17 protein-coding genes and 2 tRNA genes are annotated in these 25049 nt (G+C 40.7%); 11 read left to right on the top strand and 8 right to left on the bottom strand.

Annotated features, from left to right (window positions below):
* Positions 1–49 precede the first annotated feature (49 nt).
* Positions 50–895 carry an AraC family transcriptional regulator gene (locus tag EHW67_RS10845; RefSeq protein ID WP_126162397.1) on the top strand — a complete coding sequence of 282 codons (846 nt, stop codon included), beginning with the start codon at positions 50–52 and terminating at the stop codon, positions 893–895.
* A 14-nt stretch (positions 896–909) separates the two neighbouring features.
* On the opposite strand, the gene EHW67_RS10850 is transcribed toward EHW67_RS10845, so the two are convergent.
* The 5 genes from EHW67_RS10850 to proS form a co-directional block, all read right to left on the bottom strand.
* Complete coding sequence (locus EHW67_RS10850) at positions 910–2415, bottom strand: purple acid phosphatase family protein (protein WP_238389898.1); 1506 nt, start codon at positions 2413–2415, stop codon at positions 910–912.
* Between the two features lie 171 nt (positions 2416–2586).
* The gene (gene rpsT, locus EHW67_RS10855) at positions 2587–2838 is read right to left on the bottom strand and encodes a 30S ribosomal protein S20 (RefSeq protein WP_126162398.1); all 252 of its coding nucleotides are present in this window, start codon (positions 2836–2838) and stop codon (positions 2587–2589) included.
* 49 nt (positions 2839–2887) lie between these two features.
* Positions 2888–2959 (bottom strand) — tRNA-Glu (locus EHW67_RS10860).
* Between the two features lie 71 nt (positions 2960–3030).
* Positions 3031–3102, bottom strand: a tRNA-Glu gene (locus tag EHW67_RS10865).
* A gap of 79 nt (positions 3103–3181) precedes the next feature.
* Positions 3182–4657 (bottom strand): proline--tRNA ligase, encoded by a 1476-nt coding sequence (gene proS / locus EHW67_RS10870; protein WP_126162399.1) that lies wholly within the window; start codon positions 4655–4657, stop codon positions 3182–3184.
* Positions 4658–4756: 99 nt separating this feature from the next.
* Here proS and EHW67_RS10875 point away from each other — a divergent pair, with 99 nt between their 5' ends.
* The 3 genes from EHW67_RS10875 to EHW67_RS10885 all read left to right on the top strand — a co-directional run bounded on the left by EHW67_RS10875 (position 4757) and on the right by EHW67_RS10885 (position 10403).
* Positions 4757–5983: a hypothetical protein gene (locus EHW67_RS10875; RefSeq protein WP_126162400.1), complete on the top strand. Its 1227-nt coding sequence runs from the start codon at positions 4757–4759 to the stop codon at positions 5981–5983.
* A gap of 45 nt (positions 5984–6028) precedes the next feature.
* Complete coding sequence (locus tag EHW67_RS10880; protein WP_126162401.1) at positions 6029–7537, top strand: OmpP1/FadL family transporter; 1509 nt, start codon at positions 6029–6031, stop codon at positions 7535–7537.
* Positions 7538–8129: 592 nt separating this feature from the next.
* Positions 8130–10403, top strand: coding sequence for a DUF7133 domain-containing protein (locus tag EHW67_RS10885; protein WP_126162402.1), 2274 nt, complete (start codon positions 8130–8132; stop codon positions 10401–10403).
* A gap of 193 nt (positions 10404–10596) precedes the next feature.
* Here EHW67_RS10885 and EHW67_RS10890 read toward each other — a convergent pair whose 3' ends face one another.
* Both EHW67_RS10890 and EHW67_RS10895 read right to left on the bottom strand, forming a co-directional pair.
* Positions 10597–12012 (bottom strand): T9SS type B sorting domain-containing protein, encoded by a 1416-nt coding sequence (locus tag EHW67_RS10890; RefSeq protein WP_126162403.1) that lies wholly within the window; start codon positions 12010–12012, stop codon positions 10597–10599.
* A gap of 232 nt (positions 12013–12244) precedes the next feature.
* Complete coding sequence (locus EHW67_RS10895) at positions 12245–14050, bottom strand: T9SS type B sorting domain-containing protein (RefSeq protein WP_126162404.1); 1806 nt, start codon at positions 14048–14050, stop codon at positions 12245–12247.
* Between the two features lie 137 nt (positions 14051–14187).
* Between EHW67_RS10895 and folE the strand changes: the two genes are divergently transcribed.
* The 7 genes from folE to EHW67_RS10930 all read left to right on the top strand — a co-directional run bounded on the left by folE (position 14188) and on the right by EHW67_RS10930 (position 21935).
* The gene (gene folE / locus EHW67_RS10900) at positions 14188–14868 is read left to right on the top strand and encodes a GTP cyclohydrolase I FolE (protein WP_126162405.1); all 681 of its coding nucleotides are present in this window, start codon (positions 14188–14190) and stop codon (positions 14866–14868) included.
* 14 nt (positions 14869–14882) lie between these two features.
* On the top strand, positions 14883–16364 hold the full coding sequence (gene cysS / locus EHW67_RS10905; RefSeq protein WP_126162406.1) for a cysteine--tRNA ligase: 1482 nt from the start codon (positions 14883–14885) through the stop codon (positions 16362–16364).
* A gap of 131 nt (positions 16365–16495) precedes the next feature.
* Positions 16496–16717, top strand: coding sequence for a membrane protein insertion efficiency factor YidD (gene yidD / locus EHW67_RS10910; RefSeq protein WP_126162407.1), 222 nt, complete (start codon positions 16496–16498; stop codon positions 16715–16717).
* A 149-nt stretch (positions 16718–16866) separates the two neighbouring features.
* The gene (gene lgt, locus EHW67_RS10915; protein ID WP_126162408.1) at positions 16867–17832 is read left to right on the top strand and encodes a prolipoprotein diacylglyceryl transferase; all 966 of its coding nucleotides are present in this window, start codon (positions 16867–16869) and stop codon (positions 17830–17832) included.
* Between the two features lie 45 nt (positions 17833–17877).
* Positions 17878–18369: a DUF192 domain-containing protein gene (locus EHW67_RS10920; protein ID WP_126162409.1), complete on the top strand. Its 492-nt coding sequence runs from the start codon at positions 17878–17880 to the stop codon at positions 18367–18369.
* 104 nt (positions 18370–18473) lie between these two features.
* On the top strand, positions 18474–20657 hold the full coding sequence (locus tag EHW67_RS10925) for a carbohydrate binding family 9 domain-containing protein (RefSeq protein WP_126162410.1): 2184 nt from the start codon (positions 18474–18476) through the stop codon (positions 20655–20657).
* Positions 20658–20696: 39 nt separating this feature from the next.
* Complete coding sequence (locus EHW67_RS10930) at positions 20697–21935, top strand: ATP-binding cassette domain-containing protein (RefSeq protein WP_126162411.1); 1239 nt, start codon at positions 20697–20699, stop codon at positions 21933–21935.
* A gap of 51 nt (positions 21936–21986) precedes the next feature.
* On the opposite strand, the gene secDF is transcribed toward EHW67_RS10930, so the two are convergent.
* Positions 21987–24953 (bottom strand): protein translocase subunit SecDF, encoded by a 2967-nt coding sequence (gene secDF, locus EHW67_RS10935; RefSeq protein WP_126162412.1) that lies wholly within the window; start codon positions 24951–24953, stop codon positions 21987–21989.
* Positions 24954–25049: the final 96 nt, after the last annotated feature.

Genomic DNA, 25049 nt, shown 5'->3' on the forward strand with positions numbered 1-25049 from the left:
TATATGACCTAAGTGATATTTTTAAGTAATATTTACAAAAAATTAAACTTTGAAAGTTTTACCCTTTAAAATACCCAAGCCTAAAAACGAAGCCTTGGTCTACCAAGAAGACCGGGGAAGGATATTTTATGACGAACTTCACCAACACAGTGAGATACAAATAAGCCTTATCATAAAAGGACGCGGATCCTTTATAGTTGGGGACACCATAAATGAATTTCAGGAGAACAACATCTTGGTATTGGGTGCCAATGTGCCCCATGTTTTTAAAAGCGACCCAAACAAAACCGAAGAATCCATTATGTACAGCCTATTTTTCACACAAACATCCTTCGGAAACGTTTTTTTTGAATTGAGTGATATGGCCGATATCCGTGAATTCTTTAAAGATTCGGAATATGGCATGAAGGTGCTTACCAACAAAAAGAAAATCATTAAGCATTTCCACAAACTAAACCAACAAAATAAAATAGAACGCATTGCTTCACTGCTTAAAATCATCAGTTTGATCAGCGAGGCCCAAACCAGACCTCTTTCTTCATTTGTTTACAAAAAGAAATATACGGATGATGAAGGGAAACGAATGAACACAGTCTTTAAATATGCAATGGAACACTATTTTGAACCCATCACCCTGGATGAAATAGCAGACAAGGCAAATATGAGCAAAAATTCATTTTGCCGGTATTTTAAAAAGCGAACCAACAAAACCTTTTTTCAATTCTTAATTGAAATTCGTATCGAAAATGCCTGTAAAATTATTTATGAAAACCCAGATGTATCCATCTCTATCATTTCCGAACAATGTGGATTTAAGAACATTGCCAACTTCAACAGAAAATTCAAGGAAATAAAAGGCGTAACCCCTAGACAATACCGTACCAAGAGGTTTTGACTCCTAATACACTACTATTTATCTTCTTTCAAAAAATTTTTCCTTAGACGAACCGGGCTTTCCGGCACCCTGTTAATAAGTTGCTTTTTATCATCTTTTTTAACAAGATCAAAGGCATCGTACAAATTACCTATAGGTGTATAGGCCTCATACTTTACCGTATCCTGGGCCACGGTAATAATTTGAAACAGTTGGGTATACTCACCCCTCCTTACCATCCAGTCCTGATCCTGGGATTCATACATTTTAGGACCACTTACTGAAACTGCGTACACGGTACCCGCATCATCAACCAAGGTTAACCCCTTGCCTTTATTATCCGCATAGCCGCGAGCATAGGTGTGATCATGTCCCTGCAGTACCAGATCCACCTTATATTTATCTATTAAAGGTTTTATACCTTCTCTCAACTCCCAATTGTCCCGCCCTTCTTTGGTTGAATAAACCGGATAATGCGTGAAAATGGTTATCCATTTTTTAGTGTTCGATTGTAAAACGGAATCTAGCCATTTTATCTGCGCCGACCGTGCTTCCATACTTTCATCATAACCTTCGCTATCAATAGAAATCAATTTCATTTCTTGATAATCAATTACGAAGCACGTTTCTTGCAATTCCTCAATGGGGCCATTTTCGGGCAAAGTGAATTGTGGTTTCCATAAAGAGGTTAGTACACCATCCCTATATTCATGGTTCCCCGGGGTCATCACACTAGGAACCGTTGCATGAATAAAACTACCGGCATAAAACCATTCTCCCCATTCCAGATTGGCATCCCTATCATTGATAAGGTCTCCGGCATGAAGCATAAAATCTACCTCCGGAAATTTTCTATAAGAATTTCTAATTACCCTTGACCAAAGCGATTTTACATTGTTCTGGGCATCGCCAAAATATATAAAACTAAAGGGCTCATCCGGGGCAGCACTGGCCGTAGTAAACTGGAACCATTCACTCCACCCATCATTACCATCCTTGCCATCACCAACCCTATAGACATAGGTGGTCTTTGGTTTTAAACCATCTACCACAACTGAGTGATAAACCGCTTTTACGAGAGGCTCCTTTCTATTCTGGTTCTCAAATATTTGACTTTTGGCCCTGATCTTCCTTACCCCTTCCAATAAAAACTCTGGACCATCCGTGGCAAGGGCTATCTGGAGCTCCCCCGATTTAACATGTTGGTCCGTTCTCCAATTAACCGCAAAACTATGCGCTGGATCTGCTGTTAAATTAGCAATAACCCTATCGGGCACTTGGGAAGGAAATATCAACTTATGGGCGGCAATGGAATCGTACACTGGATAATGTGAATGTGAATGCGAATGTGGATGGGAATGCCCATGTTCCACTTCGGTCAACTGTTTACTATCCAATTTTTCATGTTGCGTCTTGCAAGCAATAAAAAATACCAATATAATTAAACCCCATTTTTGTTTAATGCCCAATAATCCCATTAGCTTCACCTTTAAAAAGTTTAAATCCAGAAATAATACAACCCCCAATATAATAGGAATCATTGTAATTACCTAAACTCAAAAACAACCAACATTAATCATTACAATATTTTAATAACAGGATCACACTTACCTACCGGAGTCCACCTACACCCTGGCAATCAAAAAAACATATTACAAAAAAAACGCCCATTCTTGCGAATGGGCGTTTCCTATAATGAATTTTCAAATTTCTTAAAGCGCAGCTACTTGCTTAGTTAATTTGCTCTTTAAATTGGCAGCTTTATTATTATGAATAATATTTCGCTTTGCCAACCTATCAATCATACTAACTACACTTGGCAATAACGTTTCAGCAGCCTTCTTATCCTCCTCTGAACGCAATTTTCTAATAGCGTTACGAGTTGTTTTATGCTGGTATCTATTACGCAACCTAACCGCTTCGTTCCTTCTAATCCTCTTTAATGCTGACTTATGATTTGCCATTTTCTATTTAATTAATTTTTTATCGGGATATCTCCCTACATTCACTATGTAGTCCGTAGGGGAATCGAACCCCTGTTACCAGGATGAAAACCTGGCGTCCTAACCCCTAGACGAACGGACCATTATTTGGTTAACTATTGAACAAAAATATAACCTTCTTGTCAATACTCCAAAATTTCAAATTTACTCTTGTAGTCCGTAGGGGAATCGAACCCCTGTTACCAGGATGAAAACCTGGCGTCCTAACCCCTAGACGAACGGACCATTATATTGCTTAATTGCGGATGCAAAAATACAATTATTTTTTACTATCGCAAGAGCAAAATAATTTTTTTTAAAATTTTTAATACGCCTTGGCAAAAAGCACCCTTTTTAGGGAAGGCTTTCCACTTACCATACAGCTTCCTTCCTCCTCTTCCGCATCAATGGGAATGCAACGTATAGTGGCTTTTGTCTCCTCTTTGATACGTTCTTCAGTTTCCGGGGTACCGTCCCAATGAGCCGAAAGAAAACCTCCTTTATTTTCCAATACCTCTTTAAATTCCTCATAGGAATTAACTTCGGTAATATGATTTTCCCTATGCTCCAAAGCCTTTTTGTGAATATTCTTCTGAATATCCTCCAATAAAAACTCTATTTTCCCAACAATTCCATCGGCAGCTACAGTCTCTTTTTCAAAAGTATCCCTACGTGCCACCTCATAAGTACCATTTTCCATATCCCTTTGACCTATGGCCAAACGCACCGGAACTCCTTTTAGTTCATATTCATTAAACTTAAAGCCGGGCTTATGGGTATCCCTGTTGTCATATTTAACCGATATGCCCTTGGATCGCAATTCTTTTACCAATGGTGCTACTCGTTCCGAAATGGCATCCAACTGATCTTCCCCTCTATAAATAGGAACGATCACCACTTGTATGGGCGCCAATTTTGGTGGCAATACCAATCCGTTATCATCACTATGCGTCATAATCAAAGCCCCCATCAAGCGGGTAGAAACCCCCCATGAGGTAGCCCACACATGCTCTTGCTTTCCTTCTTTATTTGCGAACTTAACATCAAAGGCTTTGGCAAAATTCTGGCCTAAAAAATGGGAAGTACCTGCCTGCAGGGCTTTTCCATCCTGCATCAAGGCCTCTATGCAATAGGTCTCCACAGCACCTGCAAAACGCTCACTGGCCGTTTTGGTTCCTTTTATAACCGGAACCCCCATATACTCCTCAGCAAATTCGGCATACACATGCATCATCTGTTCTGCTTCGGCTATAGCTTCCTTTTCCGTAGCGTGGGCCGTATGACCTTCCTGCCACAAAAATTCCGCGGTCCTTAAAAACAAGCGCGTTCTCATTTCCCACCTAACCACATTGGCCCATTGATTCACCAGTAGTGGCAAATCCCTGTAAGATTGTATCCACCTTCTATAGGTGTCCCAAATAATGGTTTCAGAGGTTGGTCTCACAATAAGTTCTTCCTCCAACTTGGCATCAGGATCCACTATAATACCGCTTCCATCTTCGGCATTTTTTAACCTATAATGGGTAACTACAGCGCATTCCTTGGCAAAACCTTCAACATGACTGGCTTCCTTACTAAGGTATGACTTGGGTATAAACAACGGAAAATAAGCATTCTCATGACCTGTTTCCTTAAACATCTTGTCTAATTGGGCCTGCATCTTTTCCCATATAGCATAACCATAAGGCTTAATAACCATACAGCCCCTAACCCCCGAACTCTCAGCCAGATCCGCTTTTACAACAAGTTCATTATACCATTTAGAATAATCCTCTTCTCTTTTCGTTAACTTTTTACCCATACTAGTAAGTTTGGCACAAAACTTGCGACCTTTTATTAATATAAAATAGTTCGGCAAAACTAACTATTTTTACAAAGTTCAACAATTAAATTTACAGCGATGATACATTCTCTACCCCACCGAAGAATACATATAGCGATAACCGTTGTATTCCTGAGTGTAATATTGAGTTCTTGCGGGTCTTACCAGCAAGCATCATATTACGATAACGATGGTATTTACACGGATAGAACGGAACAGGTTAGGGTTACCCAGCAGCCTAGGACCAGCCAACCTGCACCCAAACAGGATGCTTTTGGCGATTATTTTGATCAAAAGGCCAACGAATATGGGGAAATTTTGGAGAGCGAAGTATTTACCGATGTGGACGGATATTATTCTGATGTAGAGAACGACAGTATATATGTTGATCAAAGTTTTCAATATAATGGCGACAATAACGATTACAACGGATATGCTGCTTGGGGAGACAACCCAACCAATGTAAACATTAACGTATACGATAACAATTGGGGATGGGGCGGTTACCCATTTGGATGGGGATATAGTGGATTTTACGGTGGCTTCTATGGAGGCTATTACGGGCACTACAATCCTTGGAGATGGAACCGTTACGGCTACGGATGGAACAATTGGGGCTGGGGAGGTTATGGATACTACGGCTGGGGAGGCTATTACCACCCTTATTATTACTCTCCCTATTATTACAGACCCTATCGCCATTATCCCTACTACTATTCCCGTAGTAGATATGGCAACCTTTACAACAGAAGCTATGCTTACAACGCCAGTAGAAGAGGCACTTACAACTCCCGTAGCACCCTAAATAGCACTGCCCTAAGGGGAAGGTCCAATCAAAATACCACAGCACAACAAGCTACCAGTAGATATAGGAGCACTCCTTCACGTAGCAATGTAAACAGAAGCAATACCACTAGTCGCTATAGCAGGTCCAACACAGGAACTACCTCTAGGAGCAAAGTTGGGGTAGATGCAATGGAAAGAAACAGGTCTTACAGGACTAGTAGAAGCACAAGGGCAGTCCCAAAATACAATAGCAGCACACGCAGCAATCAGACCTATAGAAGTAGTTCTCCCAACAGAAGTACGTACAAAAGCACAACTCCAAGAACTTCTACCTACAACAGGAGTTCCTCTACAAGATCTTCAAACAGCACCTATAGGAGTAGTTCTCCCACAAGGTCCTCTTCCAGTGGAACATATAGAAGTTCCAGTAGCTCTAGAAGCTCTAGTGGAAGTGTGAGAAGCTCCAGTAGCAGCAGGTCGTCCTCGAGCAGTGGAAGAAGTAGCGGAAGACGTAACTAGACTCTATGCCCATTATTCAACGAATATTTTCTAAATAATTTTACAATGATAAGGAACTACACTTTCATACTACTATTGGTATGTGCTTTTGCCAGCGGCCAGAACATTAATGATGTTTTGCGGTATAGCGGAGAGAACTCTTATGGCACGGCGCGCTTTCAAGGTTTAAATGGTGCCTTCGGTGCCCTGGGCGGCGATATGTCGTCCTTAAATGTAAATCCAGCGGGATCCGCCGTTTTTAACAACAGCCTCTTTTCCGTTACCGGATCCAATTACAACGCAAAAAATGATGCGATGTACTTCAACGGATCCAGCCAGGCTTCCTTAAATTCGGTAGACATTAACCAAGTAGGTGGTGTATTTGTTTTTAAAAGTACCAATAACAATACGGAATGGAAAAAAATATCCTTGGCCTTTAATTACGATCTGGTAAAGAATTTTGATGACGAACTGTATATCACCGGAAACAGTAATCAAGGTATAGATAATTATTTTTTGGATTATGCCAACGGAGTGCCCTTTGGTCCATTACTGATAAAGGACGGAGAGTACATTGAGGAGGCCTACCTGGATATTGGAAACACCCTGGGCTTTGTAGACCAACAAGCATTTTTAGGCTACTACGGCGGTATCATAGACCCGGTAGATTTCTCGGACGATAATAATACAGATTATATATCCAACGCAAAATACAGTAGTGTAAATCAGCAGTACTCCCAAAGTACCGCTGGTTACAATAGTAAATTTACCGCTAACCTAGCATCACAATATGGTGACAACCTATACCTTGGTGCCTCTTTAAATTTTCACAGCGTATTTTTCGACAAACTCAGCCAACTTACAGAAAGGGGCTTTGATTCGGATTCTGAAATACAAACCATAACCTTTGACAATCTTCTAAGAACAGAAGGTGGCGGTTTTTCATTTAGTCTTGGAGCCATAGGCAAACTCAATGAAAACTTTAGAATAGGTGGTAGCTATCAGTCTCCCACTTGGTACAACTTAACGGACGAAACGTCCCAAAAGATTAATTCGGACCTGGCCGACAACGATATTTCATATATCAATTTCAATGTCGTTAACATATATGAAGACTACACCATTAAAATACCGGAAAAACTTACCGGTAGTTTGGCCATTATCTTTGGGCGCCAAGGCCTTTTAAGTTTCGACTACAGTTATCAAGATATGTCCAAAGCAGAATTAAGACCTAATTCAGACCCTAGTTTTGCTGCAGAAAACAATTATATTTCCGACAAATTAAGCGCCGTTTCCACTTTTAAATTAGGTGGCGAATACCGCATTGAAGCAGTAAGCCTAAGAGCAGGATACCGCTTTGAACAAAGTCCGTATGCCAACGGTGGGACCATAGGCGACCTAAACGGTTATTCAGGAGGTATTGGTTATAATTTTGGCGGAAGCAGATTAGACCTATCCTACAACTATGCCACCCAAGACACAGACAAACATTTATATGACACTGGCCTGCCTACAGCGGCGGCCATCACCAACAAAAATACAGTAGTAAGCTTAGGGTATACACTAAACTTTTAGCGCTGAAAACTTTATAAACAAGAAGCCGTTTCAATAATAATATTGGGACGGCTTTTTATTATGGCCAGTGCAGACCATAAGCCGGACTTTTTACCAATACCCACTCTTGCAGTCCGCTATTTCAACCGGACACCAATAATACAAATGCATAGGCAGAAGGCCAACTCCCCAAATAACATACACCCCACGAACACATCATCCACTATAGGCCAGCTTACCCACCCTAAGTATTGTAGCTACATCTGTCCGTTACCATCTGCTATTGGTACCCTTGGATAAGTTAATTTCACCATTAATAGACAACATTTCTGAAAAAGCCCTAGGATCAATCAATAATGCACCTATCCTAAATCTTAATAGTTTTTTACAGTCACAATATCCCAAAAAATGGGTTGGGAATACCTATAAATTTGCCGTGACATTCTATTAATTTGATAATGAAACAATGAATAAAAATGTCACTGATAATTTTTGACAAAAACAGTACAGTACAGGATGGTTGTAAAAAGAATACCTATTAAAGTTGCAAATGGAAACCTTTAAAAAGTAGACAACTGTTGTTTATTTTTTCTAAAATCATTAAACCCAAAGAATGAGTCACTTAAAATGCCACCCCCTTCGTTTTGCCGTATTACTATTCACTTTGTTGATTTTATCCTGTAAACAACAACCAAAAACAAATACAGTAGATGTTCTAGGACATATTCCAAGACCCTCCGTGGCTGAGACCAAGCCCATTTACACTCCACAAAGCCCTGAGGAGACCATAAAATCAATTTCAGTACCCGAGGGGTTTGAATTGCAATTAGTAGCCAGCGAACCAATGATATCGGAGCCTGTGGCTATTTCCTGGGATCCCAACGGACGATTATTTGTGGCTGAAATGAGAACCTATATGCAGGATGTGGATGGAACCGGCACCAATGAACCTGTTAGCAGGATTTCCATGCTGGAAGACCTTGATGGGGACGGCAAAATGGACAAAAGCACGGTATTTATTGACAGTCTTTTACTTCCACGTATCATTTTGGCATTAGACGATAGGCTTTTGGTTGGGGAAACATATACGAACAACATTTGGAGTTATAGCGACTCCAATGGTGATGGTAAAGCCGATGAAAAAAAACTGGTTTACAATAACCCCAAAAGGGATACAAGAAACCTGGAACACCAACGTAGTGGACTTGCTTGGAACTTGGATAATTGGATTTATATGGCCCGGTCCCCTGTTAGGTTCAAATTTAAAGACAACAAAATGGTAGCAGACACCTTAATGGATGCTCCGTTTAACCAATGGGGCATTGGCAAAGACGACTATGGTCGCCTTTTCTTTTCTATAGCAGGACGGGAAGTACCAGCCAATGGCTTTCAATTAAATCCTAAATACGGTAACCTAGACCTTGAAGGACAGTTAGAGAAAGGCTTCGAAGCTACTTGGCCAGGAGTAACCACTCCCGATGTACAAGGTGGGCAAAAGCGACTGAGGGAAAACATAACCCTAAACCATTTTACAGCGCCCTGTGGGCAAACGGTGTATAGAGGAGATACCTTACCAGAGAGCATGAAAGGGGACCTGTTTGTCTGTGAGCCTGTAGGCCGACTCATTAGAAGGGCCAAGGTAACCGACAAGGATGGGAAAATTGTACTAAAAAACGCTTATGACCAACAGGAGTTCATAACCTCCAACGATATGAATTTTAGGCCGGTAAACACCTACACAGGGCCAGATGGATCCCTATATATCGTAGATATGTACCGAGGAATTATCCAGGAAAGCAACTGGACAAAAGAGGGGAGCTATTTACGACCCGTGATCGTGGAACATGGGTTGGACAAGAATATTGGGCGTGGACGTATTTATAGACTTGTTAAAAAAGATCATCAGCAGACACCAAAACCACAATTATTGGACACACCCACCAATCAACTACTGCAATACTTATCCCATCCTAATGGTTGGTGGCGGGACAATGCCCAAAAACTAATTATTCTGCGGGAAGACAAATCTATTGTTCCACAACTGGAGGAGTTGGTCTTAGGAAAATCTTCTATTGCCGACAAACTCATGTTTTGGAAAGACCCAGCATCCCATCTTGGCCGTATACACGCGCTATGGACATTGGAAGGATTGGGAGCGCTAGACAAATCTGTGATTCTTTCAGTAATGGACGATGAAGATCCACAGCTGCAAAAGGTAGCTTTGGAACTAGGAGAGCCCTATCTTCAAAATAACGACACTGAAGTATTGGCCAAGTTTAAAAAATTAGCCAACACTTCCAATATAAACGTACGTAAACAAGTTATCCTCTCCCTGCAATATGCACAACCCAAAGGTGGAAATGACCTATTAAATGATCTTAAAGCGAAAGAAAACAATGAAAATCTATTGGCCTTTGCCAATAGAAAATTACTGGGAAGCAATAGTGACCCGTGGAAAGACTTAAGGGCAAAGCTTGTGGACAAACACCCATACTATAGAGATATGGTCATAAATGGTGCCAAAAACTTTTCTCAATTATGCGCTACCTGTCATGGTAAAAACGGAAAAGGCGTACCGGTAGAAGATGGTGGGTATTTGGCTCCACCACTATCCGGATCGGCATTTGTGAATGGAGATCAAGAAAAATTGATCAGTATTCTTCTCCACGGACTAACTGGTCCCATAAACGGTAAAGAGTACTCAGATGTAATGCCTTCACTTAAAGGACAGACCAATGAATATATAGCTTCGGTTCTAAGTTATATACGGACCAATTTGGACAATAAGGCCGGAATAATTAACCCACAAACAGTGCAGAAGGTCAGGGAAAAGACCAAGGACAGACAAAAATACTGGACCGAAGAAGAATTAAAGAATTACAAATAAGAAAGGATTTAACATATTTTCTGTAATGGGTTAGTACCACCATTGACCTATTTTAATGCAGATTACATGCATCTATTTCTTGTTGCGCATCATTACAGATAATCCAAATCAAGGCTATGCCCTTGGAAGGGGTGGGGTATTTTACTTTATAAAATCACGGATAATTGGTTACAGGCAGTCCCTTTTTAAGGGATTATCGCTTTAAGCTAAAGTGACTCCTTACGGATCTGGCCACTATTACTCCGCCCTCATTTTGGGAATAGTCCATTTTAAACCAGTAATCGGAGGCGGGCATAGGCCTACCATTAAAGGTGCCGTCCCAACCAATGGTTGTATCATCTATTTGTTTGAGAAGCTTTCCGTAGCGATCAAAAATAAACACTACGGGATCAGTTAGTGTAGAGATGCCATATACATTCCAACGATCGTGGATACCGTCTGCATTGGGCGTAAAGAACTTGGGGTACCCCACCACCAAAAATTCGATAGGTTCTGTAGTCCCACATCCATTCTTATCATTAATAATTACCGTATTGAGACCTGGCGGTACGTTATTAAAAACGGGGTCATCCTGAAATTCCCCTCCATTAAGCGCATATTCATACTTTCCATCGGGATTGGCCACCACAATTTCCACTATGTTGTTATCCGAGAGATCATCCCTAACAATAACTTCTTGCAGTACGGGTGTTCCAAAATAGGTTATCAATATGTCATCCCCAACATTATTTCCGAAACTATTGGTCAATTCAACAAAGTAACGCCCAGAATCAGGGCTACGTACTACCAATTCTGCTCCCGATGGCCCAGATCCTGGCAAAGTAGCATCTATGGTGCCATCATCATCATAGTCTACCGTCCATGTTGCACTGGCAATATCCGGACCAAAGGGGGAGTTCAACGCAGACAAAGTGATATCCGGATCGTCCTCACAGGCCACAATATCCAAGCCTAAAAACTCATCCCTAAGGGTGCAATCCAATGCATTATCCTGATCGGCATCCACACTACTTCCTGTAAACGTCAACATAAAGGATTCTGGGTCCCCATCAAAATTGGTATTCCAGTTATTAATAAGGATATAATAAATTTCCCCTGCTTTAACATCCAACCATTCATCATAGGTATTCTGACTTTGCTTAACAAAGGGGGCGCCTACCTCTCCATTCTCAGGATTAACCCCTACCCCGGTATAACGGGTATTATTGGTCTCATAATTACAACGAATTGGCTCTACCGCTGCCGTACCTATTTCCAGACAATCTATATCCGGGCCATATACCGCAAAATCCCATTCCGCAGTAATTGTATTACCGCTCACAGGCAATGCTTCAATATCAAAGCCCACTTGGCCGTCCGTTCCCGCTCTAAATACATACCAGGAGGTATTGTTTTCTATATTGGCAGAAATATTACTCCCTTTTTCCAAGCAGCCTGTCTGCCTAACCTGATCGGGGTCAAAATCATCAATTCCAGAACCGTCAGCGGTACCCATTATAGTCTCATCGGCACAAACAGGAATAGCAGACCTACAATCCGGGGAATTTTGCGCACTTACACCACTAAAAATCAACAAAATAAAACACAGTGAACAGCTAAATGCTCGCATAGACATTGGGGCTAAATACATTATTAAGTCAAATATAATAACTCTATTGCAATAGATTTAGTATTCCCTCCATTACATATTACACCTAAAAAAGCTGGAATTGGACATCAAAAACCGGACACCTACCCATAACAAGCATGAAAAATGATTTAACAAAAAATAACAATACCCGAGATGTACACCTACAATTTTGATGCCCCTTGAGCAATACAGGAACCTCATCTATATACCATCATCGCTTTAGGGAGAAATGATTATTTATGTATTTGGCCATTGTCCGCTGCCCATCTTTATCCAAATAACTCAGTTTAAACCAATAATCGTCCGAAGGCAAGGATTTGCCATTATAGGTACCATCCCAACCTAAATTATTTTGGGACAACTGTTTTAGCAATTTTCCATACCTATCATATACCAGCACCATTGGGTCTTCCAAACTTGAAAGCCCTATAATGTGCCAACTGTCGTTTACCCCATCACCGTTAGGCGTAAAAAATTTTGGATACCCTACCACCACTATGCTTTCGGTAGCAGTTCCACAACCATTTAGATCTAACATGCTTAGCTTATGGGCTCCAGGCAATACCTCATAAAAAACATTATCGGACTGAAAGCTGCCCTCATCAAGGGAATATTCAAAATCGCCTTCCCTATCGGGAATTACAGTTACGGTATTTTGGGCCTGTAAATCCTCAATAACCACTTCTTTAATATGTGGTGTTTTGGAAGCGTATACCTGCACCACAAAGGTGTTGTCGCAAACCGGTCTTCCCATTCTATCGTTAATAACTACTTTATACTGCCCCCCCGTACTTACCGTTATGCCCGAAGTATTCTCACCACTACTCCACTGATAATCATAATCCGGGTTTGGAGATGACTCCCCAATAAAAGCATTGAGTTCTCCTTCACATAAAAACACTTCAAGAGGAAAATTGGGTACCAAAGGCTGATACACCTCTATATTAAAACGCTGGGATGCATCATAGCATTTAGGGTTTAGTACCGATGTTGTCCTAACATAAATTGTATGCTCCCCTTCCACCAGGCCATATTGTCCCGGCAATGGATTTATTCCCGCTTCCGCATCGGCATTACTGTTATGATAACTAACACGAACCTCTTGGGAAGATTGACCACCCAAAACCGAAGGATCCTTAGAGGTCAAGTCAAAAAATTCCATATCCGCACAGAGATACTCATCGGTCACCGCAAAGGATGAGGGTGCCGTGGAAAATCCTACTTGCACATCACTAATAATATTATTTGAGGATGGCACAATTACTTCTACCCTATAAAAAGCCTCTTCCATAACCGTTAAAGTAGCACCGCTTTCTCCAGGGATTACGGCAAAGCCACCCCCAATATCCTTATACCAGGAATAACTTATCGCATTGGGAGTGGAAGCATCAAGCACCACATTTTCATTGTCACAGGCAGCAATGGGCGGCCCTAGTAGATTACTAACAATGGAACAATCCAAGGCATCATAAGGATTGGTAACAAAAATATGACCTGTAAACTGTATTGAAAATCCAGAATTAACATTACTGAAGTTATTTACCAAGAGGTAATAATCTTCTCCGGGCAGTACCTCTAGCCATGCCTCATATTGCACATTGTCCTCCGCCCCTTGTGGATCTTCCCCAACACCAATATAGTTGTTGCCGTCCCTATTATCAAAAAAGTTGCATCTTATGGGGTCTCCCAGGGAACCACAATCACTTGCCTTGTACAGGGCAAAATCCCAATCCTCATTGGCATCAAAACCTATATCAAAACCCAATTGCCCGGATGCACCGGTCCTAAACCTATACCAAGCCGCATTAGACTCAATAGCCCCAGAAAGTGTTTTTTCCAAGCAACCAGATTTGGCCTCATTATTAAAATCATCAATCCCAAAACCATTGGTACCCCCATTAACCGGAGTATTGTTGCATATAGGAACGGCATTGGCACAATCTGGGGCAACTTGGGCCAATATCAAAGCGGTACCCATTAACCACACAATTCCAAAAACCATGACCAACCTTCTCATAAATAGCTACATAATTAGGGTAATTCAAAAATAAGCCCCTAGTTTCCTTAACACTAATTTATGTTGTGTAACGAAGTAAACATGGTATAAAGTGGCATATAATGTATATCTTTGCACCCTTAAAAAGTCATATCTTAATGAAAATTAACAACGCGTTGGAAAAGCATTTTGAAGAGTTGGGAGACGATCACGCTTCTGCTGCCCAGGATACGCCTTTACGTAAGGATGCATTTGTGCTAAGCGATGAAGAAAAAATTGAAAGTATAAAGGGAAATGTCACCCAGATAATGCAAACCTTGGGGCTTGACCTGGAGGATGACAGCCTTAAAGGCACCCCAAACAGGGTTGCCAAAATGTTTGTCCAGGAAATTTTCGCTGGGCTGCACCCAAAACGTAAACCGAAATCATCTACATTCAGCAATAAATACAAGTACGGTGAAATGTTGGTTGAAAAAAACATCACCCTATACTCCACTTGCGAACACCACTTATTGCCCATCGTTGGTAAGGCCCATGTAGCCTATATTTCAAAGGGTACTGTAGTGGGACTCTCCAAAATGAACAGGATTGTAGATTATTACGCCAAAAGACCACAGGTACAAGAGCGACTAAATATCCAGATTGTCAGGGAACTGCAAGAGGTTTTGGGTACCGAAGATGTAGCCTGTGTTATAGATGCCAAACATTTATGTGTGAATTCCAGAGGTATACGCGATATAGAAAGCAGTACCGTTACGGCCGAATATGGTGGAAAATTTAAGGATGAGGCCGTTAGACGAGAATTCTTGGACTATATAAATATTGACACTAAATTCTAATTGTCAGCTAAAAAATGCCATTGTACCAAAACCAAAAACTAAAAGTTTACAATTCCCTTACCGGAAAAAAAGAAGATTTTAAACCGCTTAATGAAGGCCATGTGGGCATGTATGTGTGCGGACCTACGGTGTATAGCAATGTACATTTGGGAAACTGCAGGACCTTTATGTCTTTTGACATGATCTTTAGGTATTTAAAACATTTGGGGTACAAGGTTCGCTATGTTAGGAACATAACAGACGCTGGGCATTTGGAGAACGATGCGGAAGACGGCGAGGATAAGATTGCAAAAAAAGCCAGGTTAGAGCAGTTAGAACCTATGGAAGTGGTTCAGCGTTACACCTTGGACTTCCACAGCATCCTGGAGAAATTTAACTTTCTACCCCCTAGTATAGAACCCACTGCCACTGGGCATATAATAGAGCAAATAGAGATTATAAAAAATATCCTGGAAAAGGGGTACGCATATGAGATTAATGGATCGGTTTATTTTGATGTAGAAAAATTCAACGAAACCAATGATTACGGCAAGCTAAGTGGCAGAAAGTTAGAGGACATGATAGCCAACACCCGTGAATTGACCGCTCAGGACGAAAAAAAGAATCCGCAGGATTTTGCTTTGTGGAAGAAAGCCGAAAGTCAGCATATTATGAGATGGCCTTCACCCTGGGGTGACGGTTTTCCTGGTTGGCATTTGGAGTGTACGGCTATGAGTACAAAATATCTTGGGGAGACCTTTGATATTCATGGAGGGGGAATGGACCTTAAATTTCCCCATCACGAATGCGAGATTGCACAGGCAGAAGCCAGCAACGGGCATGCTCCCGTAAAATATTGGCTCCACGCCAATATGCTGACATTAAACGGAAAAAAAATGGCCAAGTCTACGGGCAACAATATTTTGCCCAATGAAATGTTTTCTGGAGAAAACACCATTTTAAGCAAGCCTTACGCACCCGCTGTAGTCCGTTTTTTTATGATGCAGGCGCATTATACCAGCATATTGGACTTAAGTGATGAAGCCCTTTCCGCTTCTGAAAAAGGCTATAACAAATTAATGGATGCCCTGAACAGTCTAGATAAACTACCAACCGCTGCAACATCCAATTTTGATGTAGAAGCCTGGAAGCAAAAAGGCTATGATGCCATGAACGATGATTTTAACACCCCCATGTTAACAGCGAATTTATTTGAAGGGGTAAAACACATCAATCTAATTAAGGAAGGCAGGGAAACCATTTCCAAAGCGGATAAAGACCTCCTTAAAGAAGCCATGCAGGTTTTTGTTTTTGAAATTTTAGGCCTGGAAAATCAAGATAGTATTTCACAGAATTCTGATAAGTTGTCCAATGTAATTGGACTTTTAATACAACTGAGAAATGAGGCTAGGGCCAATAAGGATTTTTCTACCTCTGACAAGATCAGGGACCAATTGGCCGAAATGGGAATACAGCTTAAGGACGGCAAGGAGGGTACTACTTTTAGTCTTTCCTAATAGTCGCCTTCAGGAATTAACATATACGGCAATAAATGCCCCCCATACCTAATGCCCCTTATAAATAGGCCCAGGGTTTGACGAGCGTTTTTTTTTAAGTTGTCTTAAAGTGGAACCAAAACAGTAAACAGGTGAAAAAAATTTTAATAGCTCCTTTTGTTCTTTTGGTTAAGTTTTACCAAAACTTCATATCGCCACTCACCCCTGCCAGTTGTCGCTATTCCCCCACCTGTTCTCAATATAGCCTGGAAGCACTTCAAAAGCATGGACTCTTTAAAGGCGGATGGCTGGCCATAAAAAGAATTTTGAGCTGCCATCCTTGGGGCGGAAGTGGTTATGACCCAGTACCCTAATCCCTGTATACACACTCCATTGGTTACTACAGCCAGGCGAAGACCGTTAAATTAACGTAGGTTTAATATTTACAGGGAATAATTCCTATTTACCTAAACCCGTTTCTTTAGACTATTTACTTATCTTAGTCCCTTAAAATAAATTCTTGATGTACTTTTTAGGTTTTACTTGGAACCCTGCCGACACACTTTTCAAAATTGGGGTATTACAGATAAAATATTACAATCTTCTTTGGATAATAGCCTTTGCCTTGGGCTGGTACCTTATGAAAAAGATTTTTTTAAAGGAGAACAAATCTTTGGAACAATTGGATTCCCTTTTCATATATACCGTCTTGGCCACCATGTTGGGAGCACGTTTAGGCCACGTATTCTTCTATGATTGGCCCTATTATCAAAACCATTTGCTGGAAATTTTACTTCCTATTAGAGAAAACGCAGATGGTAGATTATTTGGTCTTTTCAGAGGCTACGAGTTTACAGGTTTTACAGGCTTGGCCAGTCATGGTGCGGCCATCGGAATTATCATAAGCATGTACCTATATACAAGAAAATTCCCCGAATTTAAAATCCTTTGGATCTTGGACCGAATAGTTATCCCCGTATCCATTGGCGCCTTTTGCGTACGCTTGGGTAACTTTTTCAATTCGGAAATCAATGGAAAACCAGTAGAGAAATCTTTTGCCTTTGCCACAAAATTTATACGAGATTCCGATGATATGCCCGCCTATAAAGCCTTGTCCATAACCAAGGAAAAAACGGTTAATGCGGCCTATAACCTTATTGAAAAAGACCCTAGGTTTTCCGAATACCTGGAAGCTATCCCCTACAGGCATCCTGCACAATTGTATGAAGGGGTATGCTATATCTTTGTATTTGCCCTCTTGTATTTCCTTTATTGGAAAACAGATAAAAAAGAAAAGCTAGGGTATCTATTTGGCCTTTTCTTGGTACTGCTGTGGACCATTCGCTTCTTTGTAGAATTTGTCAAAAAAAGTCAGGGTGGCTTTGAGGAGTCCTTAGGGCTGCTATCTACCGGACAATGGTTGAGCGTCCCTTTTATTTTGGTAGGATTATATTATATGTTCAGACCTAGCAAAGGAACGGTTAAATAGCCTAGTCATTCCAAAAGTATTGAACCGCATTGGAAAAACCACACTATGAGAAGTAATAGCATTTATATCCTTTTAATAGCCTTTTTTATACTTCAAATCTCGTGTAAGGAAGGTTCCAAAAAAGAAATAAAAACCACCACGGTTGCCTTTAAAAAAGAAGGAACACTCCAAATTCTACAAAAGGATACCGACTCTATTCTAGCGCATTTGGATATAGAAATAGCCGATACTGATTACGAAAGGGAAACAGGCCTTATGTACCGTAATGCCATGGAAATTAATCAGGGAATGCTATTTGTCTTTGAAGACCTGTCTATGCATTACTTTTACATGAAGAATACCAAAATTCCGTTAGACCTCATTTACCTGGACGAAAATATGAAAATTGCCAGTTTTCAAAAAAATGCCCAGCCAATGAACGAAAGCAGTCTATCCTCCAAGGTACCTGTAAAATACGTTTTGGAAGTCAATGCAGGTTTGGCAGATAAATGGGCCTTGGCCATAGGGGATTCCATTACATACCAAAAAAACCCTTAAACCAGCTTCTATCTGCCATCCGTCGGACCTCAAGAAGTCGCAACCCTGGCCTCCCATACTATTTAATTCCGTATTTTAGTGCTTAGAACCAACAATAACATCCCTTGTCAACCAACCGCACAGCATTTCTAAGCTTCATCATCAGCCTTCTTGCGCTTTCTGTCCATTCCCAGAAAAAAAACGAAAACTACAAACTAAATATCAGGAAGACTACAGGGCCAATCACCATAGATGGCTATGGTGATGATAAGGCTTGGCAGCATACAGATGTAGCCAAAGATTTCTTTATGGTGTTGCCCATGGACAAGGGCAAAGCCAATGAACCCTCTGAAATCAGGATGACCTATGATGATGAAATGCTGTACCTATTGGCCATTTTTTACCAAGGCACCAAGGGTCCCTACTATGTAGAGTCGCTAAGAAGGGATTTTTCATTTGGTAAAAATGATAATTTTCTGTTGTTTATGGACCCCTTCAACAATCAGACAACCGGTTATTCCTTTGGCTCCAATGCCGCTGGGGCCCAATGGGACGGCACCATGTACGGTGGGGGCAGCGTGGACCTGAATTGGGATAGCAAATGGATTTCCGAAGTAAGCAGTGATGAGAATAAATGGATTGTTGAAATGGCCATTCCCTTTAAATCTATCCGATATGAAGATGGAGTGATGGAATGGGGAATTAATTTTAGCAGATTGGATTTAAAAGCAGGAGAAAAATCGAGTTGGACCCCTATTCCCCGGCAGTTTCCAACCGCTTCTTTGGCCTATACCGGCACCTTGGTCTGGGACTCCCCTCCACCTTCCCCAAAAACCAATTTTTCTATTATCCCTTATGTCCTAACTGGCATGAATGGGGACAAAGAAAACAACCTGGACACCCAATACGACAAAAAATTTGGTGGGGACGCTAAAATAAGCCTGAGTACCTCCCTGAACCTGGACTTGACCATTAATCCAGATTTTTCCCAAGTAGAGGTAGACAGACAGGTTACCAACCTTGACCGCTTTGAACTTTTTTTCCCGGAAAAAAGACAGTTTTTCCTGGAAAATGCCGATTTGTTCGCCAATTTTGGATATTCCACCATTCGGCCTTTCTTTTCAAGAAGAATAGGTTTGGGGGTACCCATAAGAGCAGGAGCCCGTGTAAGCGGCAACCTCAATAATAAATGGCGCATGGGACTCATGGATATGCAGACCGCCAGTATTGAGGAAACAGGGCGCCCCGGTCAAAATTTTGGAGTACTCTCCCTACAGCGGAAAGTCTTCTCCCGTTCCAGTATTGGATTAATGTTCGTAAACAAGGAGTCTACCCATTACCCCAATGAACAAGATTCCCTTAAGACCCTTTTCCCTAAATACAATAGAAACTTGGGACTGGAATACAATTTAGCCTCTCCCAACAACCAATGGACCGGAAAAGCTTTCTTACTACAGTCCTTTGCCCCGGACAAGAAAGGCAAGGGCATTAGCCAAGCTGCCCATTTAGAATATAAGAGTCGAAAATGGAATTGGAGAATACAGGAAGAAATGGTTGAGGACGACTACAGGGCCGAAGTGGGTTTTGTACCCAGGAATGGCTACGTTAATATAACCTCCCATGTAGGGCACCTATTCTTTCCCAAAAAAAGCAAAGTAGTTAGTCACGGTCCAAAAATTAGTTCCACCTATTTCTTCAATGAAAAAATGCAACGAACAGATAATGCGAATGTATTTTCATACCTACTGGACTACCGCAATAGATCCTCATTAAGTTTATCCGTATCGGATGAATACGTAGAATTGTTATCACCTTTTGACCCTACTAGGTCCGGAAAGAAAACTTTAGAAACAGGAAGCACACACCACTGGAACGCTTATATGTTCGATTATATTTCCAAGCCACAAAGCATGTTCACCTATAGCTTGGGAGGCCGCTTTGGCGGATACTACGAAGGCGGAAACAGAACCAGTCTTATCAGCGAACTTGGCTATAGGTTTCAGCCATTTGTAAGCCTCAGCTCTACTCTTAGCTATAACCATATTCACCTTCCTGCACCCTGGAACAATACCGAATTTTGGCTTATAGGGTCCGAGGTGGACATCACCTTTACCAATAAGTTATTCTTTGCGACCCTGTGTCAATACAACGAACAATCCAAAAATTTTAACCTAAACTCCCGTTTTCAATGGCGCTATAAACCCGCCTCAGATCTTTACCTGGTGTATACCAACAATTACCTCATAGACCCCTTGGAAGGCAGAAACTGGGCGCTTACTTTAAAATTTACCTACTGGTTCAACAATTAAAACAATACAAAAACACTTAAAGATTACAACACCACATTTATGAATAAAAAAGAACACTGGGCCATATTTATAAATAACGATTCCCGAAAGTCACTGTTTATAAAAAATATTCTAGAAGGGCCTACCCCCTTGGAATTTAAAAGCCTAGAGCATAAGAAAGGGCTACTATTCTCAAAAATTACCTTGAATAAATTTATAGATGAAGAAGAAAGGCATGACATCAAGATCATAAACAAGAATACGGCACAAAAACTAAAAACCATGTCGAGCGGGGAACAAAAGAAAGCCTTGCTCGCCTATATTTTTCAATTAAAGCCCGACTTTATTGTATTGGATAATCCGTTTGACAATTTGGACACTGATTCCCAAAAGGACCTAAAGGTTTCCCTTCAAAATATATCCAAGACTACTTCTATCATACAGCTCATCAGTAGAAAAGCAGATATGTTGCCCTTTATTTCCAATCTAATGCTATTAGATAAGTCTACACTACGCCCACAGCCTCAAAGTATAGGAAAGGAAGACGCCAATACAGGCATCAACTTTTCAGGAAGGATCCCTTTACCACTGACTCCAACAGACTACAAGGGTACCGTCTTGATAGAATTCAAGAACATAAACGTTGCCTATGGCGAGAAAAAAATACTTCAAAATATAAATTGGACCATTAAAAAAGGGGAATTCTGGCAACTTATTGGTAAAAACGGAAGTGGAAAATCTACTTTATTGTCCATGATTACAGGAGACAACCATAAAGGATACGGGCAACAGCTATACCTATTTGGCCAACGCAAGGGAAGCGGTGAGAGTGTATGGGACATAAAGAAAAGAATTGGCTACTACACCCCAGCCATGACCGATAAATTTTCAGGATTGCATTCTGCAATGAACATGGTAATCTCAGGCATGAACGACTCCATAGGACTCTATTTAAGGGCTACAGAGAACCAAAAGGCACTAGCCAAGGAATGGTTGACCATTTTGGACCTTTGGCATCTTAGGGACGTTTATTTTGCAGAATTGAGCACAGGACAACAACGAATGATCATGACCGCCCGTGCCATGATAAAACATCCACCACTGCTTATATTGGATGAACCTACTGCCGGTCTTGATGATGGGAATGCCCGCCTTTTTATAGCTTTGGTAAATAAAATAGCCAAGGAGAGCGAAACAGCCGTTGTCTTTGTATCCCACAGAAAAGAAGAAGGCCTGGAACCCCAACACACCTACGAATTAATTCAGTCTCCTCAAGGCTCCATTGGCAAAAGAATATAACAAAAAAAGGCCGCTAATTAGCGGCCTTTTTTTATATAGTTGAATAGAGACTTATTTCTCTTCTTCTCCAATTTGCGTTTTACCTTTCAATGTATCGAACATTACAGGTGTTGCAATGAACAATGAAGAATAGGTACCCACAATAACACCAACGATCATTGCGAACATAAATCCTCTTAAAGACTCACCACCAAAAATAAAGATGGCCAATAGCACTACCAAGGTAGTCATAGACGTATTCAATGTTCTACTTAAAGTACTGTTAAGTGCCAAGTTTGTATTCTGACCGGCTTTCCATCCTTTTTCACTTATAATTTCCCTAATACGGTCAAATACTACTACCGTATCATTCAATGAATATCCAATAACGGTTAGAATAGCCGCAATAAAAGCCTGATCGATTTCCATGTTGAAAGGCATTAGCTTTCCAAAAATGGAGAAAACACCCAATACAATCAAAATATCATGGAATACCGCAGCAACCGCTCCCAAAGAGAACTGCCATCTACGGAATCGTAGCAAAATATATAGGAAGACAACTGCCAAGGAACCAATAATGGCCAAAAAGGCATTCTTCTTAATATCATCGGCAATGGTTGGTCCTACTTTCACTGATTGAAGGATACCAATTGATTTTTCTCCACTTCCAATAACAAAATCGTCAAAGGTGGTACCATCCGGCAAATATTTTTGAAGGGAAGTATAAAGCTTATCCTGGATTTCGTTATCCACTTCTATTCCTTCCACATCTACTTTATAAGGAGTGGTAATCTTAATTTGATTGGCTTCCCCAAAGGTCTTAACATTGGTACCACTACCAAAGACCGTATTTAATTCCGAAGCTATTTCAGAAGGGCTTACCATTTTTTCAAATCTAACGGTATAGGAACGCCCTCCTACAAAATCTACCCCCTGTTGCAAACCTTGGGTAAATAAAGAGAACAAACCTATGGCCACCAATATGGACGATATGATATAAGCTATCTTTCTTTTGGCCAAGAAGTTTATATTTATGTTCTTGAACAAGCCTTTGGTCACAGGAGTAGAAAAATCCAATCTTCTTCCTTTTCCTCCAAGATACCAATCTACCAACAATCTGGTAATAAAAATAGCGGTAAACAAGGAAGTAACAATACCTATCAATAAGGTTGTTGCAAATCCTTTAATGGGTCCAGAACCAAATACAAAAAGTATCAAAGCGGTAAGACCTGTAGTTATGTTGGCATCCAAGATAGAGGAAAGTGCATTTCCAAAACCATCGGAGATAGCCTGGGCCTGACCCTTGCCTTTAGCCAATTCTTCTTTAATACGTTCAAATATAAGAACGTTGGCATCCACAGACATACCAATGGTCAACACAATACCGGCAATTCCAGGAAGGGTTAATACCGCATTTAAGCTTACTAGTACTCCAAAGATCAATAAGATATTCAATAGAAGGGCCACATCTGCAAACCCACCCGCTTTTCCGTAATAGAATACCATCCATATCAATACTATTGCCATGGCGATCATAAAGGAAGAAAAACCACTGCTAATAGCCTCTTGCCCAAGTGAAGGACCAACAATTTCGGATTGAATAATTTCTGCCGAAGCAGGTAATTTACCAGCTCTAAGAACATTGGCAATATCCTTGGTCTCGTTAACGGTAAATGTTCCTGTGATTTCGGAACGACCACCGGAAATTGGACCGGAGGAAACTCCAGGGGCAGTATAAACCTTATTATCCAATACAATGGCAATTCCGGTCTGATTATTAAAGGCATCACCAGTTAATTTCTCCCATTCCTTGGCGCCTTTGGTATTCATGGTCATGGATACCGCAGGTTTGTTATATTGGTCAAAGGTATCCGAAGCATCAGAAACCACATCCCCGCTAATTCTAGGTGTATTGTCGCGGTTTGATTTTAAAGCGTACAATTCAACAATTTCAGAACCTTCGGTTGGGCGTTCCCAAACAAATTTCACAAATTGTATATCCGCAGGAATCAATCTACGGATTTCTTTCATTCTAAGGTATTCCCCTATTTGGGCAGTATCTTTTATTGCGGCACTTACCAATGCATTTCCGTTAGGATTAGCTGGCAACAACAAGCTGAACAAAGGATTTACATCTTGGGAAAAATCCAATGAATCCTGAGCCACATCAGACAACAAAGAATCCAATTCCGATTCTGGCTTGGCTTCCTCTTGAGGTTTTTCAACCTCTACCAAGGTCTTTAATTTTTCATTGGCAGCCTGTAAAAAGTTGCTTAAACTTGGATTGCTCTGTTTGTATGTTTCCCAAAACTCCAATTGTGCCGTACTGGAAAGCAGGTCCTGAGCCCTAGCTATATCCCTTGCACCAGGAAGTTCTACCAAGATACGACCAGAATTCCCTTCACGCTGTATATTGGGTTGGGTAACACCAAAACCATCAATACGCTCACGAAGTACTTCAAAAGCGGAAACGATGGATTCATCTATCTTAGTTCTTATTATTGGCTTAACCTGATCATCGGTCATTTGAAAATTAATGACATCACTAAGGCCTTTATTTGCAAAAATATCTGGAGAGGCCAATTTGGTATCCCCTTTTATATTGTCAAATGCCTCAAAAAACAAGTCTATATACGTTGCATCACTATTTTTGGAAGCGGCATCCGCATCGGCCAAGGCTTTGTTAAAAACCGGGTTTTTGGAATTGTTGGCCAAACCTTTCAATATATCCTTTACAGAAATTTGTAAGGTTACGTTTATACCCCCTTTTAAATCCAGACCCTTATTAAGCTCCTTCTTTTTCGCTTCATTATAGTCGGTAAAACCTAGGATAGGCTCATTACCTATGGAGTCTAAATACTTAGCTTCCAGCGCCTCCCTCTTCTCTAAATAATCTTCTTCGGATTCCGAAACACTGTTGGCAGCAAAGACAGTTGCTTCCTTTTCAACTTTACTGGTAATAAAAGTGTAGGATAGCTGATAAATACTAACTAACCCAAACAAAAAAGCGAAAAGCTTTATAAGTCCTTTATTTTGCATTGGTTATATTATTTTAAAATGGTATTCTTAAATAGCGTGCAAATATATTATTTCCCATAGGAACTAACAATTTATTTACAAGTTTTATAAAACAAG

Origin of the sequence: Arenibacter aquaticus (genome assembly GCF_003957295.1) — a bacterium.
Lineage (GTDB): Bacteria > Bacteroidota > Bacteroidia > Flavobacteriales > Flavobacteriaceae > Arenibacter > Arenibacter aquaticus.

Coding starts and splice junctions, on each gene's coding strand:
- EHW67_RS10850 (WP_238389898.1), bottom strand. CDS start 2,415: ATGATTCCTATTATATTGGGGGTTGTATTATTTCTGGATTTAAACTTT.
- rpsT (WP_126162398.1), bottom strand. CDS start 2,838: ATGGCAAATCATAAGTCAGCATTAAAGAGGATTAGAAGGAACGAAGCG.
- proS (WP_126162399.1), bottom strand. CDS start 4,657: ATGGGTAAAAAGTTAACGAAAAGAGAAGAGGATTATTCTAAATGGTAT.
- EHW67_RS10875 (WP_126162400.1), top strand. CDS start 4,757: ATGATACATTCTCTACCCCACCGAAGAATACATATAGCGATAACCGTT.
- EHW67_RS10880 (WP_126162401.1), top strand. CDS start 6,029: ATGATAAGGAACTACACTTTCATACTACTATTGGTATGTGCTTTTGCC.
- EHW67_RS10885 (WP_126162402.1), top strand. CDS start 8,130: ATGAGTCACTTAAAATGCCACCCCCTTCGTTTTGCCGTATTACTATTC.
- EHW67_RS10890 (WP_126162403.1), bottom strand. CDS start 12,012: ATGCGAGCATTTAGCTGTTCACTGTGTTTTATTTTGTTGATTTTTAGT.
- EHW67_RS10895 (WP_126162404.1), bottom strand. CDS start 14,050: ATGAGAAGGTTGGTCATGGTTTTTGGAATTGTGTGGTTAATGGGTACC.
- folE (WP_126162405.1), top strand. CDS start 14,188: ATGAAAATTAACAACGCGTTGGAAAAGCATTTTGAAGAGTTGGGAGAC.
- cysS (WP_126162406.1), top strand. CDS start 14,883: ATGCCATTGTACCAAAACCAAAAACTAAAAGTTTACAATTCCCTTACC.
- lgt (WP_126162408.1), top strand. CDS start 16,867: ATGTACTTTTTAGGTTTTACTTGGAACCCTGCCGACACACTTTTCAAA.
- EHW67_RS10920 (WP_126162409.1), top strand. CDS start 17,878: ATGAGAAGTAATAGCATTTATATCCTTTTAATAGCCTTTTTTATACTT.
- EHW67_RS10930 (WP_126162411.1), top strand. CDS start 20,697: ATGAATAAAAAAGAACACTGGGCCATATTTATAAATAACGATTCCCGA.
- secDF (WP_126162412.1), bottom strand. CDS start 24,953: ATGCAAAATAAAGGACTTATAAAGCTTTTCGCTTTTTTGTTTGGGTTA.